Source organism: Duganella lactea (assembly GCF_009857505.1).
Taxonomy (GTDB): Bacteria; Pseudomonadota; Gammaproteobacteria; order Burkholderiales; family Burkholderiaceae_D; genus Rugamonas; species Rugamonas lactea.
Map to the genome: position 1 here is coordinate 98,546 of NZ_WWCP01000004.1, position 17,606 is coordinate 116,151.

Genomic DNA, 17,606 nt, shown 5'->3' on the forward strand with positions numbered 1-17,606 from the left:
CGGCGCCGATATTATAGATCGAAGCTCAGCGTCAGCCTACAGCCACGGCCGGACGGCGGCGTGTCAATCAGCAGCCTGCCGCCCAGCGCCGCCATGCGCTGCTCCATCGCAATCAGTCCGAAACCATCGCCGTCCGCGCGCCTGGCGGGGTCCAGCCCGACACCGTCGTCGCTGATGCTGAGCGTCAGCGACGATGTTGTCTGCGCCAGTTGCACCAGCACCGCGCTGGCCTGGGCATGCCGCCGCACGTTCACCAGCGCCTCCTGCAGGTTGCGGAACAGCGCCATCTGCAGCGGCGCCGGCAATGATGGGACTTGCGCCTCCGGCGGTAGCTCCAGCGCACAGGCAATGCCACTGCGGTGGCGGAACTGCTGCACCTGCCATTCCAGCGCCGCCGACAGGCCCAGGTCGAGCACCGCCGGCCGCAATTCATTCATGATCCCGCGCACGCTGCGGATGGTGGCGTCCAGATTCTCCAGCGCCAGATCCACCCGCTGCCGCAACCGTCCGCCGGCCGGGCCGGTGCGGCCCTGCAGCTGCGTCATCTCGATGCGCAGCGCCAGCAGGTTCTGTCCCAGTTCGTCGTGGATGTCGCGCGCCACGCGCTGGCGTTCCTCCTCGCGCACGGTTTCCTGGTGCGCCGCCAGCCGGCTCAGTTGCGCGCGCGAGCGCTGCAACTGCGCCGCCGTGCGCTTGTGCTGGTCCACTTCCTCCAGCAGCCGCTGATTGGCGGCGGCCAGTTCGGTGGTGCGCAGCACCACCCGCGCATCGAGCTCGCCGGACAGCGCGCGCAGCGCGGTTTCGGCCTGGCGCCGCGCGCTGATATCCGAAAACACCGCGATGAAATAATCGATGGCGCCGTCGTCGTCATACACCGACGTCAGCGACAGCGAGGCCACAAAGCGGCTGCCGTCGCGGCGCCGCCCCTCGGGCTCCCCCAGCCAGCGGCAGCCGCGCCGCAGCGCCTGCACCGCCGCCGCGTAGTGCCGCGCGGCGCCGGGACGCAGCAGGAAGCGCGGGCTGCGCCCCAGCACATCTTCGGCCGGGTAGCCGGTCAGCCGGGTAAAGGCCGGGTTGACCGCCACGATGCGCTGCGCGCGGTCGCACACCAGCACCCCTTCGCCGAGATTGTCCAACACCTCGAAGGCGCGCAGCCGGGCCGCGTCGCGCCGGCCCACCGTCCCCAGGTCGGTCAGGATCAGCCGTCCTCGCCGCGCCACGGCGTCGAGATTGGCCTCGATGCGCAGCCGGCGCGGCGCCCGGCCCGGCACCTGGCCGGGCTTGGGCGGCGGCGCCAGCGGCAACTCCAGCACCGCGCGCGCGCCGCTGGCAAACAGGTTGGCCACAAAGCGCCGCAGCCGCGGCCGCGCCGCCGGGCTGGCAAAGTACTCCAGCGGCAAGCCGGCCAGATCGTCGTGGCGCTGCTCCAGCAGCATGGCGGCGGCCTGGTTGGCGCGCACGATGCGGCCGTCGGCGTCCAACGACAAATAGCCGGCCGGCGCCTGGTCATACAGGGTGGCGTAATGGACACGGTCGGCCTGCGCCAGGTCGCGCTCGGACTGCAGCGCCGCCAGCACATGCTGTTGCAGGTCCAGTTCGATCTGGCTGGCCTGCCGCTGGTGCCACTGGCGCAGCTGCTCGCTGTCGGCCAGCGCGGTCGGCGACAGCGTTGCCTTGGCGGCGAGCGCGTCAGCGCGGCGCCGGCCCGGCATCGCCCTCACCTGACTGCACCGCGCGCAGGCGCGCCTCCAGCTGCTTGAATTCGGTGACGTTGACAAAGGTTAGCACCACCCCGTCGATGACGTTTTCCACCGTCCGGTAGGGCATGATGCGCACCGAGAACCAGCGCCCGTTGCGGGTCGGAATCTGCCGCTCGCAAAACACCAGCGTGCGCAGCACCTCGCGCGAGTCCTGCTCCAGCTCCGGGTAATCGAGCTCGTTGTTGATGTCGCTGAGCGGCCGGTGCAGGTCAGCCGCGATCAGCTTGAAGATCTGGGTGGCGCGCTCGGTGAAGCGGCGGATGCGCATCTCGCCGTCGAGGAAGATGGTGGCGATGTCGGTGCTGTTGAGCAGGTTCTTCATGTCGCCGTTGACCGTCGACAGGTCGTCCACCTTGGATTGCAGCTCGGCGTTGACGGTGTACAGCTCCTCGTTCAGCGACTGCATTTCTTCCTTCGACGTGGTCAGTTCCTCGTTGGTCGACTGCAGTTCCTCGTTGGTCGACTGCAGCTCTTCGTTGGCCGAGCGCAGTTCCTCGCGCGAGCCCTGCATTTCATCGCGCACCGCCTGGATCTCCAGCCGCGCCTGCGCCAGCTGGCGCTCCAGTTCCTGCACCTGCGGGTTGCCGGAGCGGCTGCGCCGCTTGGCCGGCGCGCCGGCGGCCAGCGCAAAGGTCAGCAGCACCGTGCCGGCCAGCTCGCCCCCGGTCAGCGCCTCGGCGCTCAGGTCCAGCATCTGCGCCGGGCCGCCGGCCTCGGTCAGGGCCAGGCCGCGCAGCGCCACCGGGCCGACGTTCGCGCCCGCCTGCTGCAACAGCGACGCCAACGCGTGGCGCAGGTGGTCGCGCACCATGGCGTGGATGTTCCAGTTGGCCTTGCCGGCGGCCGGCTCCAGAAAGGCGCCGGTGCGGCCGTGGATGAACAGGATATCGCCGTCGGCGTTGACCAGCACCGCCGCCGGCGTGTGTTTCAGCAGCAGGTGCTGCTCGATCTGCTGTTGCAGGGAGGGCCGCGCGGCGGCGTTCGGGTTCTGGCTCATGGGTAACTGGGAATGGGTGGTACGGGTGACGAAATAGCTGGCCACCCGCTGCGGTGGTGTATTGAGCCGGCGGAACACGCGGCTGGACGGCGTCACGGCGGCGAACATGTCGTTGAACTGGCCCGGCGTGTCGGCGCTGCCCAGCACCAGCAGGCCGTTCGGCCGCAGCGAGTAGTGGAACAGCGGAATCAATTGCGCCTGCAGCTTGGGCGTGAAATAGATCAGCAGGTTGCGGCAACACAATACATCGAGCTTGGTAAACGGCGGATCGGAGATCACGTTTTGCTTGGCGAAGATGATGTCCTTGCGGATGTCCTTGGCAATCCGGTAGCCGCCGTCGTCGACGGCGATGAAGTAGCGCCGCAGCACATCGGCCGGGACCTGGGCGCCGATGTCGGCGCCGAACACGCCCTGGCGCGCGCGGCCGATGGCGTCGAGATCGAGGTCGGTGGCGAAAATCTGCAGGCTGTAGCGCTCCGGCGCCGGCATCCGCAGCGCCGCCTCGCGAAACACGATGGCCAGCGTGTAGGCCTCCTCGCCGGTCGAGCAGGCCGGCACCCAGGCCTTGAACTCGCCGCCCTCTGGATGCGCCAGCAACAGTTCCGGGAATACCGCGTCACGCAACTGCTCCCACACCCTGGGGTCGCGGAAGAAGTGGGTGACGCCAATCAGCAGCTCCTTGAACAGCAGATCGAGTTCGCCGAGGTTGGCGCGCAGGAAGGCCAGGTAATCGTCCAGCGTGGCGCTTTGCCGCAGCCGCATGCGGCGGTCGACACGGCGCAGCACCGTGCTCAGCTTATAGTTGGAAAAATCGGCGCCGGTCTGCCGCAGCAGCAGCTCGAACAACTGGCGCAGGCTTTCCCGTTCGCGCTCGACCGGCAGCCGCGCCATGCCCTCCATGCGCCACCAGCGGCCGATGTGTTCCATCATCTGCGCCGGCAGCGCCACCAGGTCCACCACCTCGGCGGCGATGGCGCTGGCCGGCATCGCCTCGAATTCGGCCGACGACGGCAGTTGCGCCAGCGCCAGGCCACCGGCCTCGCGCACCGCCGCCAGGCCGTGCGCGCCATCGGCGCCCATGCCCGACAGCAGTATCGCCACCGCATGCTGCCGGCTATGCCGCGCCAGCGCGCGGAAAAAATCATCGATCGGGCGGCGCTGCGCGCGCACGCCGGCCGCCGGCCGCGGCACCAGCCGGCCCTGTTCAAGGCTCAGTTCGCTGTCTGGCGCGATCACATACACATGATCGGCGCGCACCGTCAGCGCCCGATCGACCTCGATCACCGGCATCGGCGTCACGCCGCGCAGCACCTCCGGCAGCAGACCGGCGTGATCGGCATCCAGGTGTTGCACCACCACGTAGGCGAATCCACTGTCGGGCGGCGCACTGGCCAGCACCTCGGAAATTGGCTGCAGGCCGCCGGCGGAGGCGCCGATGCCCACCAGCGCGATCGCGCCGCTGACCGGGGCGTCGCCGCCGGTCTCGGGCACGGGCACGGGCGTGGACGCGGACGGCACCAGCGTCAGGGAAGTGGTTGTTTTAATCATCTTCCCCCATCTTACTCTGAAACCGGCCGCCTATCGCCCGTTATTACCATGCCAGCCGCCGCCCAGCGACTGGATCAACGCGATCGCCGTGGTCTGCCGGTCGACCTGCGCCTGCACCAGCGAACGGCGGGCGCTGAGCGCGGTCTGCTGCGCCGTCACCACGTCGCTGTAGCTCACCTGACCGGCGCGGTAGCGGTTCAGCATCTGCACCTCGACCTGGTCGGCCGCCTCCGACGCCGCCTTGCGCAGGTCCTGCTGCTGCGCCAGCGTGCGGGTCGCGGCCAGTTGGTTCTCGACGTCGGCGAAGGCGCTCAACACCGTCTGCCGGTAGGTGGCGATGGCCTGGTCGCGCGCCGCCTCGGCGCCGCTGACGCGCGCCCTGGTGGCGCCTGCGTCGAACAGCGTCTGCGCCGCCGTCAGGCCCAGCGACCACAGATTGTTGGAGGCGTTGAACAAGCCGCCGGTGGAGGCGGCACCGTAGCCGTAGGAACCGGTCAGGCTCAGGCTCGGGAAATAGGCGCTGCGGGCGATGCCGATATTGGCGTTGGCGGCGGCCACGCGACGCTCGGCGGCAGCGATGTCCGGCCGGCGTTGCAGCAGCGTCGACGGCACGCCGGTCGGAATGTCCGGCACCGTGATGTTCCATTCGGCCGGCGCCAGCGTGAAGTCGCCGGCCGGCTTGCCCAGCAGGACGGCGATCGCGTGTTCCAGCGTGGCGCGCTGGCGCACCAGCGTGATCTGGTCGATGCGGGCGCTGGCCAGCTGCGTCTGCGCCTGCAACAGGTCGGACTTGGCGGCGATGCCGGCGTCGAAGCGGTTCTGCGTGATCTGCAGCACGCGCGCGTAGCCGTCCACCGTGGCGTCCAGCAGCGCCTTCTCGGCGTCGGTCTGGCGCAGCGAGAAGTAGTTGGTGGCCAGTTCGCCCTGGGCCGACAGGCGCGCGGCGGCCAATTCGGCGGCGCTGGCCTGCAGGCTGGCGTCGGCGTTGCTGACATTGGCGCGCAGCTTGCCCCACACGTCCGGTTCCCAGCTGGCGCCGATGTTGGCGCGGTACTGGTTGGCGGTTTTGTTGTCGCCGCCACCGCCGGAGCGGGTGCCGCTGCCGTTCAGGCTCACCGACGGCAACAGCGACGCGCGCTGCTCGGCCACCAGCGCCCGCGCCTGCGCATACGCGGCGACGGCGGCGGCGACGTTCTGATTATTCACCTCGATGCTCTCGGTCATCTGGTTCAGCAGCGGATCGCCGAACAGCTGCCACCACGGGCCGCGTTCCAGCGTGTCGGCCGGCGCGGCGGCGGTCCAGCCGGCGGCCGCCTTGTCGGCATCACTCGGGGTTTCCTTGTAGGCCGATGGCGCCGGCGTTGCCGGCACCTTGTAAGTCGGCGTGACCGAGCAGGCGCCAAGCAGCGACGACGCCACGGCCAGCGCGATCAGATGATAACGGGGAGAGGATGCGTATTTGCTCATGGTGTAATCGGCGATTGGTCGCCGTGGATACGGCTTAATTGTTGTTCGGACGGGCTGCGGCGGCGCAGCTTGTCCATCAGGATGTAGACCACCGGCGTTGTCAGCAGCGTCAGCATCTGGCTGGCGATCAGGCCACCAATGATGGCCACGCCCAGCGGCTGGCGCAGCTCCGAGCCCTCGCCGAAGCCGATCGCCAGCGGCAGCGCGCCCAGCGCCGCCGCCACGGTGGTCATCAAAATCGGACGGAAGCGCAGCAGACACGCCTCGCGCACCGCCTCCAGCGGCGACAGGCCGCGCGCGCGCTCGGCCTCCAGCGCGAAGTCGATGATCATGATGGCGTTCTTCTTGACGATACCGATCAGCAGGAAGATGCCGATCAGCGCAATCGTCGAGAACTCCATCTTGAAGATCAACAGCGCCAGCACCGCGCCCACGCCGGCCGACGGCAGCGTGGTCAGCACCGTCACCGGGTGCACCAGGCTTTCGTACAGGATGCCCAGCACGATGTAGATCACCACGATCGCCGCCAGGATCAGCAGCGGCAAGGACTTGTTGCTCTCCTGCGCCTGCTTGGCGGAACCGGCGAAGCTGCCGCGCACATTGTTCGGCATGGCGATTTCGGCCTCGGCGTCGGCGATGGCGGCCGCCGCGTCGGACAGGCTGTAGCCGTCGGCCAGATTGAAGGCGATGGTGGTGGCCAGTTCGCCATCCTGGTGGTTGATCGAGGTCGCCGCCGAGCTTTCGGCGAAGCTGGCGATCGCCGACAACGGCACCATGGTGGTGACCGATGTGCTCAGCGCCGAGCCGGACGAGGCGTCCTTCACCGCCGGCGCGGCCACATTGGCGGCGGTGGTGGTGGTGGACGTGGCGCCGGTGGACGAGGTGGTGGTGGTGGTCACGCTCGGCGCGCCGCTCGGATTGGACGCCGACGGCGACGGCAGTCCCTTGGACGGCACATACACATCGTTCAGCGCATTCGGGCTGCGGGCGAATTCGCGCGGCACTTCCATGATCACGTGATACTGATTCAGTTCACTGTAAATGGTCGCCACCTGGCGCTGGCCGAAGCTGTTGTACAGCGCATTGTCGATGTCCCTGGTGGAGATGCCGAGCCGCGAGGCGAGGTCCTTGTCGATGGTGACGAAGGTTTCAACGCCGTTGTCGGCCTGGTCGGAGTCCACGTCCACCATCGACTTCTGCGCCTTCATCGCCTCCGCCAGCCGACTGGCCCATTTTTTCAGGTCGGCCTGGTTGTCGGATTTCAGCGTGTACTGGAAGTTGGCGTTGGCCGACCGTCCGCCCGAGCGCAGGTCCTGCACGGGGCTGAGGAACAGGCTCACGCCGGTCACCCTGGCCAGCTTGGGCCGCAGGCGCGCAATCACCGCCTGCCCCGCCACATCGCGCTGGCCGACCGGCTTCAGGTTGATGAACATGAAACCGCCGCCGGCGCGGCGTCCGCCGGTGAAGCCGACCACCGTGTCCACCGCCGGATCGTCCTTGATGATGTTGACCAGCTGGCGCAGCTTGCCCTGCATCGCCTGGAAGGAGATGCTCTGGTCGGCGCGGATGCCGCCGCTGATCTGGCCCGTGTCCTGCTGTGGGAAGCCGCCTTTCGGAATCGCCGCGAACAGATAGAAATTCAGGCCGATGACGAACACCAGGCTGGCCATCACCAGCCACACGCTGTGCAGCGCCCAGTCCAGCGCGTGCGTGTAGCCGCGCAGGATGGCGTCGAAGCCGCGTTCAAAGAAGCGCGCGACGCGGGTTTGCGGCTTGGCTTCGTGGCCGTTGGGGCTGAGCAGCCAGGCGCACATCATCGGCGTGGTGGTCAGCGAGATCACCAGCGAAATCATCACCGCCGCCGACAGGGTAATCGCAAACTCCTTGAACAGCGCGCCGAACTGGCCGCCCATGAACAGCAGCGGTATGAACACGGCGATCAGCGAAAGGCTGATCGACAGCACGGTGAAGCCCACCTCGCGCGCCCCCAGCAACGCCGCCTGGAAGCGGTCCATGCCGGCCTCGATGTGGCGGGTGGTATTTTCCAGCACCACGATGGCGTCGTCGACCACGAAGCCGGTGGCCACGGTCAGCGCCATCAGCGACAGGTTGTTCAGGCTGAAGCCCAGCATATACATCACGCCGAAAGTGCCCAGCAAGGACACCACCGTCGCCACCGTCGGCACGATGGTGGCGCGCACGTTGCGCAGGAAAACGCTGACCACCAGCACCACCAGCAAGATGGAGATGATCAGCGTGACCTCGATTTCATGCAGCGATGAGCGGATTGAATTGGTGCTGTCGCTGGCCACCTGAATCTTGACGTCCGGCGGCAATTGCGCCTGCAACATCGGCAGCTGCGCGCGCACGCTGTCCACCGTCTCGATGACGTTGGCGCCGGCCTGCGCCCGCAGAATCACCACAATCGCCGGCTCGCCGTTGAACAGGCCAAGATTGTTCTGGTCCTCGACGCCATCCACCACGTCCGCCACGTCCTGCAGGCGGATCGGCACGTTGTTGCGCACGCCGACGATCAACTGGCGGTAATCGGCGGCGCTGCGGCCGCCGACCGCGTTGGCCGACCCGGTATAGATCTGCAAGCGGCGACCCTCACCCTGGATGGCGCCGCGCGGCCGGTTGGCGTTGGCGGCCTGGATGGCGGCGCGCACGTCCTCCATCGACAGGCCCTGCTTGTTCAGCGCATACGGGTTCAGTTCCACCCGCACCGCCGGCAGCGAGCTGCCGCCCAGTTCCACGTCGCCGACGCCGGTCACCTGCGACAGGCGTTGCAGCACGATGTTGGACACCGAATCGTAGATCTGTCCCGGCGAGCGGGTCTTGGAGGTCAGCGCCAGAATCATCGCCGGCGAGCCGGAGGTGTTGGCCTTGCGGTAGGTCGGGTTGCTGCGCAGCGTGGCCGGCAGATCGACGCGGCTGGCGTTGATCGCCGCCTGCACCTCGCGCGCCACCGAGTCCACATTGCGGTTCAAATCGAACTGCAGGATCACGTTGGCGGTGCTGGTGCTGGACGACGACGTCATTTCATTGACGCCGGCGATGGTGCCGAGATGGCGCTCCAGCGGCGTGGCCACGCTGGTGGCCATGGTCGACGGGCTGGCGCCCGGCACGGTGGCGTTGACCGAAATGATCGGAAAGTCCACCTGCGGCAGCGGCGCCACCGGCAGCACGAAGAACGCGCCGATGCCGGCCAGCGCCACGCCGACCGTCAGCAGCACGGTGGCGATCGGGCGCTTGACAAATGGCGAGGACAGATTCACGCGGCACCGCCTTCAGCTTGCTGTTTCGGCTGGCCGCGGAAGCGGCGCGCCAGCGCGTCGAAGCCGAGGTAGATCACCGGCGTGGTATATAGCGTCAGTAACTGGCTGACAATCAGGCCGCCGAAAATGGCCAGGCCTAAGGGGCGGCGCAGCTCCGAGCCCTCGCCCCAGCCGAACATCAGCGGCACGGCGGCAAACAGCGCGGCCAGCGTGGTCATCAGAATAGGACGGAAGCGCAGCAGCGCGGCCTGATGGATCGCCTCGCGCGGTGGCTTGCCCTCGTCGCGCTCCGCCTCGATGGCGAAGTCGATCATCATGATGGCGTTCTTCTTGACGATGCCGATCAGCAGAATGATGCCGATGATGCCGATCACGCCCAGGTCCTGCCCCGAGATCCACAGCGCCAGCAAGGCGCCCACACCGGCCGACGGCAACGTCGACAGAATGGTCAGCGGATGGATATAGCTTTCATACAGCACGCCCAGCACAATGTAGACGCACACCACGGCGGCCAGGATCAGCCAAAGCTGGTTGTCCAGCGACTTCTGGTAAGCGCCGGAGGCGCCGAGGAAGGTCAGCGTGACCGAGGCCGGGAGCTGGATCTCGGCCGCCGCCTGCTTGATGCTGTCGACGGCGGTGCCCAGCGAAACACCGGGTGCGGTGTCGAAGCCCAGCGTGGTGGCGGGATACTGCGCGACGTGGGTGATCTGCAACGGCGCCTGGCGTTCGGTGACGCTGGCCACCGCCGACAGCGGCGTCGCCTTGCCGGAGCCGGTTTTCAGCTGCAGGTTGCTCAGGTCTTCCGGCGTGGTGATGTCGTCGCGCCGCGCTTCCAGAATCACGCGGTACTGGTTGGTTTCGGTGAAGATGGTCGAAACGATGCGCTGGCCGAAGGCGCTGTACAGCGCGTCGTCAATCGAAGCGGCGGTCACCGACAGGCGCGAGGCCGTGTCGCGGTCGACGCTGACGTAGGCCGCCGGCGCGCTGGCATCGACATCCGACACCACATTGCGCAGTTGCTGCTTGGTGCGCATGTGGTTGGCCAGCTTGGTAGCCCACTCGTTGACGGTGGCGTTGTCCGCGCTTTCAATCGACACGCGGAACTGGGTCGGGCCGGTTTCGGCGTCGATGGTCAGGTCCTGCGTCGGTTGCAGGTACAGCGTCAGGCCGGGAATGTGCGACACGCGGTTGCGCAGACGGTCCATGGTTTCCTGCTGGTTGCCGCGCCCTTCCCGCTTCAGGTTAATCAGCATGCTGCCGGTGTGCAGCATGGTGTTGTTGGCCGCATCCACGCCGACCACGGAGCTGAGGTTTTCAACCGCCGCGTCTTCCAGGATCGCCTTGGCCGCCTGCTGCTGCAGGGTCGCCATCTTTTCATACGAGACGGCCTTGCTGGTTTCCAGGCGCGCCTGCAACTGGCCGGTGTCCTGCGTTGGGAACAGGCCTTTCGGAATCACGATGTACAGCAGCACCGTCAGCAGCAAGGTGCCCAGCGCCACCAGCAGCGTCAGGCCGCTATGTTTGATCACCCAGGTCAGGGTCCTGTCGTAGTGGCCGATCACCCAGTCGAAAAACTCCTGGAAGCGCACGGCGAAGCGGCTTGGCTTCTCTTCGCCGTGCGCTTTGAGCCAGCGGCCCGACATCATCGGCACCAGCGTCAGCGACACCACGGCGGAAATCAGGATGGTGATGGCCAGCGAGATCGCGAATTCGCGGAACAGGCGGCCCACCACGTCGCCCATGAACAGCAGCGGAATCAGCACCGCGATCAGCGACACCGTCAGCGAGATGATGGTGAAGCCGATCTGCTTGGCGCCCTTGAGCGCGGCGGCCATCGGCGTTTCGCCCTCTTCGATGTAGCGGGCGATGTTCTCGATCATGACGATGGCGTCATCGACCACGAAGCCGGTGGCGATGGTCAGCGCCATCAGCGACAGGTTGTTCAGGCTATAGCCCAGCAAGTACATCACGCCGCAGGTGCCGATCAGCGAAATCGGCACCGACAGGCTGGCGATCACGGTCGCGCGCAGGCTATGCAGGAAGGCGAAGATCACCAGCACCACCAGCACCACCGCCAGCACCAGTTCCATCTCCACGTGTTCGACCGAGGCGCGGATGCCCTTGGTGCGGTCGCTCAGCACCTCGACGTGCATGGCGCCCGGCAGGCCGGCCTGCAGCTCCGGCAGGCGCGCCTTGATCGCGTCCACGGTGGCGATGACGTTGGCGCCCGGCTGGCGCTGCACGTTGAGGATGATCGCCTGCTTGGTGTTGGCCCAGGCGCCCAGTTCCACGTTCTCGGCGCTGTCGACCACCCGCGCCACGTCGTTCAGGCGCACCGGGGCGCCGTTCTTGTAGGTCAGGATCAGGTCTTTATAATCCTTGGCCGTCACCAGCTGGTCGTTGGCGTTGATGGTGTAGGCGCGCGTCGGGCCGTCGAAGCTGCCCTTGGCGGCGTTGGCGTTGGCGGCGCTGATGACGGTGCGCAGCGTGTCCAGGCCCAGGCCATAGGAGGCCAGCACGTTGGTATCGGCCTGAATCCGCACCGCCGGACGCTGGCCGCCGCTGAGCGTCACCAGGCCAACGCCGGAGACCTGGCTGATCTTCAGCGCCAGACGGGTGTTGACGATGTTCTGCACTTCGGTCAGCGGCATCGTGTCGGAGGTGATCGCCAGCGTCATCACCGGCGCGTCGGCCGGATTGACCTTGGCGTAGATCGGCGGCGCCGGCAAATCGGTCGGCAGCAGCGAGGAGCCGGCGTTGATCGCGGCCTGCACTTCCTGCTCGGCCACGTCCAGCGACTGGCCCAGGCCAAACTGCAGGGTTATGATGGAAACGCCGGAAGCGCTGGTGGAGCTCATGCGCGACAGGCCGGCCATGGCGCCGAACTGGCGCTCCAGCGGCGCGGTCACGGTCTGCGCCATCACCTCCGGGCTACCGCCCGGGTACAGCGTCTGCACCTGAATGGTCGGGAAGTCCACCTGCGGCAGCGCCGACAGCGGCAGGAAGCGGAAGCCGACGATGCCCGCCAGGACGATCGCCAGCATCAGCAGCGAAGTCGCTACCGGACGCTGGATGAATGGTGCGGATGGACTCATTGTTTCGCCGCGCCTTCCTGTTTGGCGGCGCCGTCCTTGTTGTGGCGGTGATGCTGCTTGCCCTCGGCGCCCGTACCTGCGCCGGCGCCGGCCGGCTTGGCGCCTGGCAGCGTGACTTTGGCGCCTTCCTTCAGGCGGTCGGCGCCTTCGGTGATGACTTGTTCGCCCAGCTTCAGACCATCGGTGATCTGCACCTTGTCGACGGTCGAGGCGCCACGCGTGACTGGACGCACGGTGACGGTCTTGTCTTCCTTCAGCACGTAGACGAAATCGCCCTTGGCGCCGTGGCGCAGCGCGGTCACCGGCACCATGATGGCGTCCTTGATGGTGTTCAGCTCCAGTCGCACGTTGACGAACTGGCTCGGGAACAGCGCCGTTTTAACGTTGGCGAAGCGCGCCTTGGCCTTGACCGTGCCGGTCGAGGTGTCGATCTGGTTATCCATCGCGTGGAATTTGCCGCTGTCCAGCGTATTGGTGCGGGTGCGGTCCAGCGCCAGCGCCGGCAGCGACGCGCCCTGGTTGACGCGCTGCGCCACCGCCGGCACGCTATCCTGCGGGATCGAGAATTCAACGTCGATCGGCGACAACTGGGTGATCACGGCGATGCCGTTGGTGTCGGTCGAGCCGACCAGGTTACCGATATCCACAGTGCGCAAGCCCACCCGGCCGGAAATCGGCGCCACCACCTTGGTGTAGCCCAGGTTTAGTTTCGCCGTGCCTTCGGCCGCCTTGTCGGTCATGACCGTGCCTTCGAGCTGCTTGACCAGCGCCGCCTGCGTGTCCACGTCCTGGCGGGCGATCGAGTCCTGGGTCAGCAAGGTGCGGTAGCGGTTCAGCGTCAGCCTGGCGTTTTCAAGCTGCGCCTCATCGCGCTGGCGCGTGCCGGTGGCCTGCATCAGCGCCATCTCGAACTGGCGCGGGTCGATCTGCGCCAGCACCTGGCCGGCCTTGACCATCTGGCCCTCCTTGTACAACACGCTTTGCAGAATGCCGGAGACTTGCGGACGCACCGTGGTGGTGGCCGCCGCCATCACCGTGCCCAGGGCTTCCAGCGTGACCGGAATATCGGCCTTCTCCGCCGTCGCCACGCCGACCGTGGTGGCCGGCGCGCGGCGTCCACCGCCGCCCGGACCACCCGGACCACCTGGACCAGGACCGCCCGGACCTTGCGCACTGGCGCCACCGGCCGGCGCCACCGGTTGGTGCGTCAGATACCACGCCAGCCCGCCCAGGGCGGCCATCACGGCCACGGCGATCACGCTGCCGAGAAACTTGCGGCTGCGTTTGGGAGGGTTGGCATTCAAAGTCGGCTTGGCTTGCGAATCCATCGTTATCCTTTTTGTGGTCGTGCGGGTGCATGGCAAACGCGCCATGGCCTCATTGCCGGGACTCTAGCACAAGGCTTACACGGTGTCAGTGGGCTGAACAACCACGATACAATCTGGCTACAAATCCAAGCAGTTTGCACCCTTATCTTTCACTTGGCTTTACATTTCTTTACCGGGGTGACATCGGTGCTGCAAGGCGCTGACGTAAAATGGACTCATGAATCCTGCAGACCGCATACTTTTGGTGGAAGACGACCCGCGCCTGGCGGAGATGTTGACCGAATATCTGGGCCAATCGGGCTTCCGCGTGACCCATGCGCCCACCGGCCGCCTGGCGATGGACCACATCGCCGCCGCCGACATCGACGCCGTGATCCTCGACCTGATGCTGCCCGATATGGATGGCCTGGACGTTTGCCGCCAGTTGCGCGCCACCTCCGACGTGCCGGTGCTGATGCTGACCGCGCGCGGCGACGCCATCGACCGCATCGTCGGCCTGGAAATCGGCGCCGACGACTACCTGCCCAAGCCCTTCGAACCGCGCGAATTGCTGGCGCGCCTGCGCGCCATTCTGCGCCGCCGCGTCGATCCGCGCGGCGGCGAAACGGCGCGCGCCGGCGGCGAGGCCGCCAACGCCAACGTGCTGCGCTTCGGCCGCCTGGAAGTCGACCCGGCCGCACACGCGGCGCGGCTCGACGGCAAGCCCTGCGACCTGACCGCCTACCAGTTCGACCTGCTGCTGGTGATGGCCAGACACGCCGGCCGCGTGCTGTCGCGCGACGCGCTGATGGACCTGCTCAAGGGCGAACCGCTGGAGGCCTTCGACCGCTCGATCGACGTCCACATGTCGCGCATCCGCGCCGGCGTTGAAGACGATCCCAAAAAGCCGCGCCGCATCATCACCGTGCGCGGCGCCGGCTATCTGTTCGCCAAGGTGCAGGATTGATGAAGCGCTTCAGCATGGGCCTGCCGCGCCTGTACATCCGTTTTTACGTGGCGCTGTTGTTCATCCTGGCGCTGTTCGCCATCGCCACCACGCAGATCTGGAACCGCAGCGGCAGCCCGCTGGAGCGTTCCAACATCACGCTGTCCAAGCTGGTGGCCAACATGCTGGCGCCGCCCGGCGCGCCGCCGGCGGCACAGCAGGCCGCGCTGGAACGCATGGCCAACGGCATGAACGCCCACATGACCCTCTACACGCGCGACTGGCAGCCGCTGGCGGTGGTCGGCGAGATGATCCCGGCGCGCCACTGGCGCAAGCAAGGCATGACCGGGCCGCCGCCGGAGTCCTTCGTGCGCCTGCCGGACGGCCGCAAGCTGCTGTCGAGCGAGCCGCTGGGTTTCACCCGGCCCAAGGCCATGCTGCACAACGCGCTGATGCTGGTGGCGCTGGGGATCGGCATCGCCGCCTTCCCGCTGGTACGCCATCTGACCAAGCGGCTGGAGCGACTGCAACAAGGTGTCGAATCACTGGGCGACGGCAAGCTGACCACGCGCGTGCCGGTCGAGGGCAAGGACGAGGTGGCGCGACTGGCGCAGAGCTTCAACCGCGCCGCCGACCAGATCGAACAGTTGGTGGGCGCGCACAAGACATTGCTGGCCAACGCCTCGCACGAGCTGCGCACGCCGCTGGCGCGCATCCGCCTGGCGCTGGAGCTGATCCCGGAAGGCATCGATCCGAAACGCCGCGCCGGCCTGGAACAGGACATCGCCGAGCTGAATCACCTGCTGGATGAAATTCTGCTGGCCAGCCGCCTGGGCGCGATTCAGGAAAACACCGACACCGAGGAGCTGGACCTGCTGGCACTGGCGGCCGAAGAATGCGCGCGTTATGACGATGCCGTGCTGGATGGCGAATCGGCCGTGATGAACGGCGATCCGCGCCTGTTGCGGCGCCTGTTGCGCAACCTGCTGGAAAACGCGCACCGGCACGGCGTGCCGCCGGCCAGTGTGCAGATCACCCGCGCCGATGGCATGGCGATTTTACGTGTGTGGGATAAGGGTCCGGGCGTGCCGGAGCCGGAATTCGAGCGCGTGTTCGAGCCCTTCTTCCGTCGTCGCGGCACTTTGGATAACACCGGTGCGGGCCTGGGTCTGGCGCTGGTGCGGCAGATCGCCCGCCGCCATGGCGGCGAAGCGCGCTGCGTCCTGATGCGGGATGGACGCAGCTGCTTTGAGGTACAGCTGCCGCTGGCCTGACCATCACTCCCGCGAACGCGGGAACGACGTTACGGCGATTCGCAGAGGCAGTGGGTGATGGCGGTGAACGGCTTGCGTTTCGCCGTCAGTTCCGACAACCAGGCGAAGTCGCCGGCCACCTCGGTCGCCGCGCTTGGCGGCAGGCCGGTGGTCGCCGCGGCGCCCAGTTTCAGTTGCGCCGACACCGCCTGCGCCACCGCTTGCGCCGTGCCGCCGCCGACCATCTCGATCAAGCGATCAAATTTGCTGATGTCGCGCTCCACATACACCACACGGTAGTCGCCCGCCAGCTTGGCGCGCGCGGCCGCCGATTTCAGCGCGTCGCCATAGCTGCCCAGACGATCGACCAGGCCGCGCTCCTTGGCCTGCGCGCCGGTCCACACGCGGCCCTGTGCCACTTCGTCGATCTTGGCCGGCGTGGTCTTGCGCGCCTGGGCCGCGCGGGCGGTGAACTCCGCGTAGATATGATTGACGCTACCCTGGATCACCTGGCCGAAGCGCGGGTCCAGTGGACGCAGCGGGTTGCCGGCGTCGGCCAGCCAGGTGGTCGGCTGACCGGCGGTATGGATGCCCAGCTTGTCGACCACCTTGTCGGCGGTGGGCAGCAGCGCGAACACGCCGATCGAACCGGTGATGGTGTTCGGCTCGGCGATCACCTCGTCGGCCGACATCGAAATCCAGTAGCCGCCCGATGCCGCCAGGTTGCCCATCGAAACCACCACCGGCTTGCCGGCGGCGCGCGTCAGTTCCAGCTCGCGACGGATCAGCTCCGAAGCGAAGGCGCTGCCGCCAGGCGAATCGACGCGCAGCACCACAGCCTTGATGCTGCTGTCCTCACGCGCGGCGCGAATCAGCTTGGAGGTCGAATCGCCGCCGATCGAACCCGGACCGGCGGTGCCGTCGCTGATTTCGCCCTGCGCCACGATCACGCCGACGGCGTCGCCGGTCAGTTTGCGCGGCACGCGCGCCAGGTAGTCCTCGAAGCTCACCTGGCGGAAGCTCTTGCCTTCCGCGTCCGGCGCGCCACGCTTGACCATCATCTCGCGGATTTCATCCCTGGTTTTCAGACCGTCGACAAACTTGGCCGACAGCGACAGCTTGGCCAGGTCGCCATTCACCGCCGCCACTTGCTGCGGAAGGTCGTTGATGGTCTTCATGATCTGCCCTTGCGGCAGCTTGCGCGCCTTTTCCACGTTGTCGGTGTACGAAGCCCACAGCGCGTTGTACAGATAGGCGTCCGCCTCGGCGGCGGCCGGCGACGGGCCGTTGGCGATGTACGGTTCGGCGGCGGCCTTGTAGGTGCCCACACGCAGCAGGTTGACCGTGATGCCCAGCTTGTCCAGCGCGTCGCGGTAGTAATTGCGATAGCGGCCAAAGCCCTCGATCATCACCATGCCCATCGGGTGCAGATACACCTCGTTGGCATGCGCCGCCAGCAGGTACTGGCGTTGATCATAGCTGGCGCCCCACGCCACCACCGGCTTGCCGGCGGCCTTGAAACGGTCGATGGCGCTGGCCACTTCGCGCAGCGTGGCCTGGCCACCGCCTTGCAGGTCGTCGGCCAGCAGCACCGCGCCGCCGATGTTCGGGTCCTTGGCGGCGTTGTCCAGCACCGCCAGCACGTCGCGCAACTGGATCATCTTGTGCACGTCACCGCCGCGCGCATTGGCCAGCAGCGCGTCGGTCGCATTGACGCTGGACTGCTCGACCAGTTGCCCCTTCAGGTTCAGCACCAGCGTGGTCTTGGGCTGCAGCGGCTTGGCGCCGCCGCCGAAGATCGCATACAGCAGCACCAGCACGAGCGCCAGGAAAATCAGGTTCAGCACCGTGCGGCGGCTGGCGTCCAGCGCGCGCCAGAAAAAGCTGAAGCCACGACGGACATAGGAAAACGGGGATTGACTCATCAACACTCCATGGTTGCGTAATTTGCAATG

9 protein-coding genes are annotated in these 17,606 nt (G+C 67.1%); 2 read left to right on the forward strand and 7 right to left on the reverse strand.

Annotated features, from left to right (window positions below; translation table 11 throughout):
• Positions 1-11: 11 nt before the first annotated feature.
• The 6 genes from GTP44_RS06090 to GTP44_RS06115 are packed head-to-tail and all read right to left on the reverse strand — an operon-like array spanning position 12 to position 13,473.
• Positions 12-1,712 (reverse strand): sensor histidine kinase, encoded by a 1,701-nt coding sequence (locus tag GTP44_RS06090; RefSeq protein WP_161018727.1) that lies wholly within the window; start codon positions 1,710-1,712, stop codon positions 12-14.
• Positions 1,690-4,305, reverse strand: a complete 2,616-nt coding sequence (locus tag GTP44_RS06095) for a CheR family methyltransferase (RefSeq protein ID WP_161018728.1) — start codon at positions 4,303-4,305, stop codon at positions 1,690-1,692. Before GTP44_RS06095 ends, GTP44_RS06090 begins: the two co-directional genes overlap by 23 nt.
• Positions 4,306-4,335: 30 nt before the next feature.
• The gene (locus GTP44_RS06100; protein WP_161018729.1) at positions 4,336-5,772 is read right to left on the reverse strand and encodes an efflux transporter outer membrane subunit; all 1,437 of its coding nucleotides are present in this window, start codon (positions 5,770-5,772) and stop codon (positions 4,336-4,338) included.
• Positions 5,769-9,050: an efflux RND transporter permease subunit gene (locus GTP44_RS06105; protein ID WP_161018730.1), complete on the reverse strand. Its 3,282-nt coding sequence runs from the start codon at positions 9,048-9,050 to the stop codon at positions 5,769-5,771. The genes GTP44_RS06100 and GTP44_RS06105 overlap by 4 nt, the downstream gene beginning before the upstream one ends.
• Positions 9,047-12,145, reverse strand: coding sequence for an efflux RND transporter permease subunit (locus tag GTP44_RS06110; protein ID WP_160991697.1), 3,099 nt, complete (start codon positions 12,143-12,145; stop codon positions 9,047-9,049). The genes GTP44_RS06105 and GTP44_RS06110 overlap by 4 nt, the downstream gene beginning before the upstream one ends.
• A complete protein-coding gene (locus tag GTP44_RS06115; protein ID WP_160991696.1) occupies positions 12,142-13,473 on the reverse strand; it encodes an efflux RND transporter periplasmic adaptor subunit in 1,332 nt (443 codons plus the stop codon). Before GTP44_RS06115 ends, GTP44_RS06110 begins: the two co-directional genes overlap by 4 nt.
• 217 nt (positions 13,474-13,690) lie before the next feature.
• On the opposite strand from GTP44_RS06115, the gene GTP44_RS06120 reads away from it, so the two are divergent.
• Positions 13,691-14,419 (forward strand): response regulator, encoded by a 729-nt coding sequence (locus GTP44_RS06120; protein ID WP_160991695.1) that lies wholly within the window; start codon positions 13,691-13,693, stop codon positions 14,417-14,419.
• Positions 14,419-15,672: a sensor histidine kinase gene (locus GTP44_RS06125; RefSeq protein WP_160991694.1), complete on the forward strand. Its 1,254-nt coding sequence runs from the start codon at positions 14,419-14,421 to the stop codon at positions 15,670-15,672. The genes GTP44_RS06120 and GTP44_RS06125 overlap by 1 nt, the downstream gene beginning before the upstream one ends.
• A 29-nt stretch (positions 15,673-15,701) precedes the next feature.
• Here GTP44_RS06125 and sppA read toward each other — a convergent pair whose 3' ends face one another.
• Positions 15,702-17,576, reverse strand: a complete 1,875-nt coding sequence (gene sppA, locus GTP44_RS06130; RefSeq protein ID WP_161018731.1) for a signal peptide peptidase SppA — start codon at positions 17,574-17,576, stop codon at positions 15,702-15,704.
• Positions 17,577-17,606: the final 30 nt, after the last annotated feature.

Coding starts and splice junctions, on each gene's coding strand:
- GTP44_RS06125 (WP_160991694.1), top strand. CDS start 14,419: ATGAAGCGCTTCAGCATGGGCCTGCCGCGCCTGTACATCCGTTTTTAC.
- sppA (WP_161018731.1), bottom strand. CDS start 17,576: ATGAGTCAATCCCCGTTTTCCTATGTCCGTCGTGGCTTCAGCTTTTTC.
- GTP44_RS06110 (WP_160991697.1), bottom strand. CDS start 12,145: ATGAGTCCATCCGCACCATTCATCCAGCGTCCGGTAGCGACTTCGCTG.
- GTP44_RS06115 (WP_160991696.1), bottom strand. CDS start 13,473: ATGGATTCGCAAGCCAAGCCGACTTTGAATGCCAACCCTCCCAAACGC.
- GTP44_RS06090 (WP_161018727.1), bottom strand. CDS start 1,712: ATGCCGGGCCGGCGCCGCGCTGACGCGCTCGCCGCCAAGGCAACGCTG.
- GTP44_RS06100 (WP_161018729.1), bottom strand. CDS start 5,772: ATGAGCAAATACGCATCCTCTCCCCGTTATCATCTGATCGCGCTGGCC.
- GTP44_RS06120 (WP_160991695.1), top strand. CDS start 13,691: ATGAATCCTGCAGACCGCATACTTTTGGTGGAAGACGACCCGCGCCTG.
- GTP44_RS06095 (WP_161018728.1), bottom strand. CDS start 4,305: ATGATTAAAACAACCACTTCCCTGACGCTGGTGCCGTCCGCGTCCACG.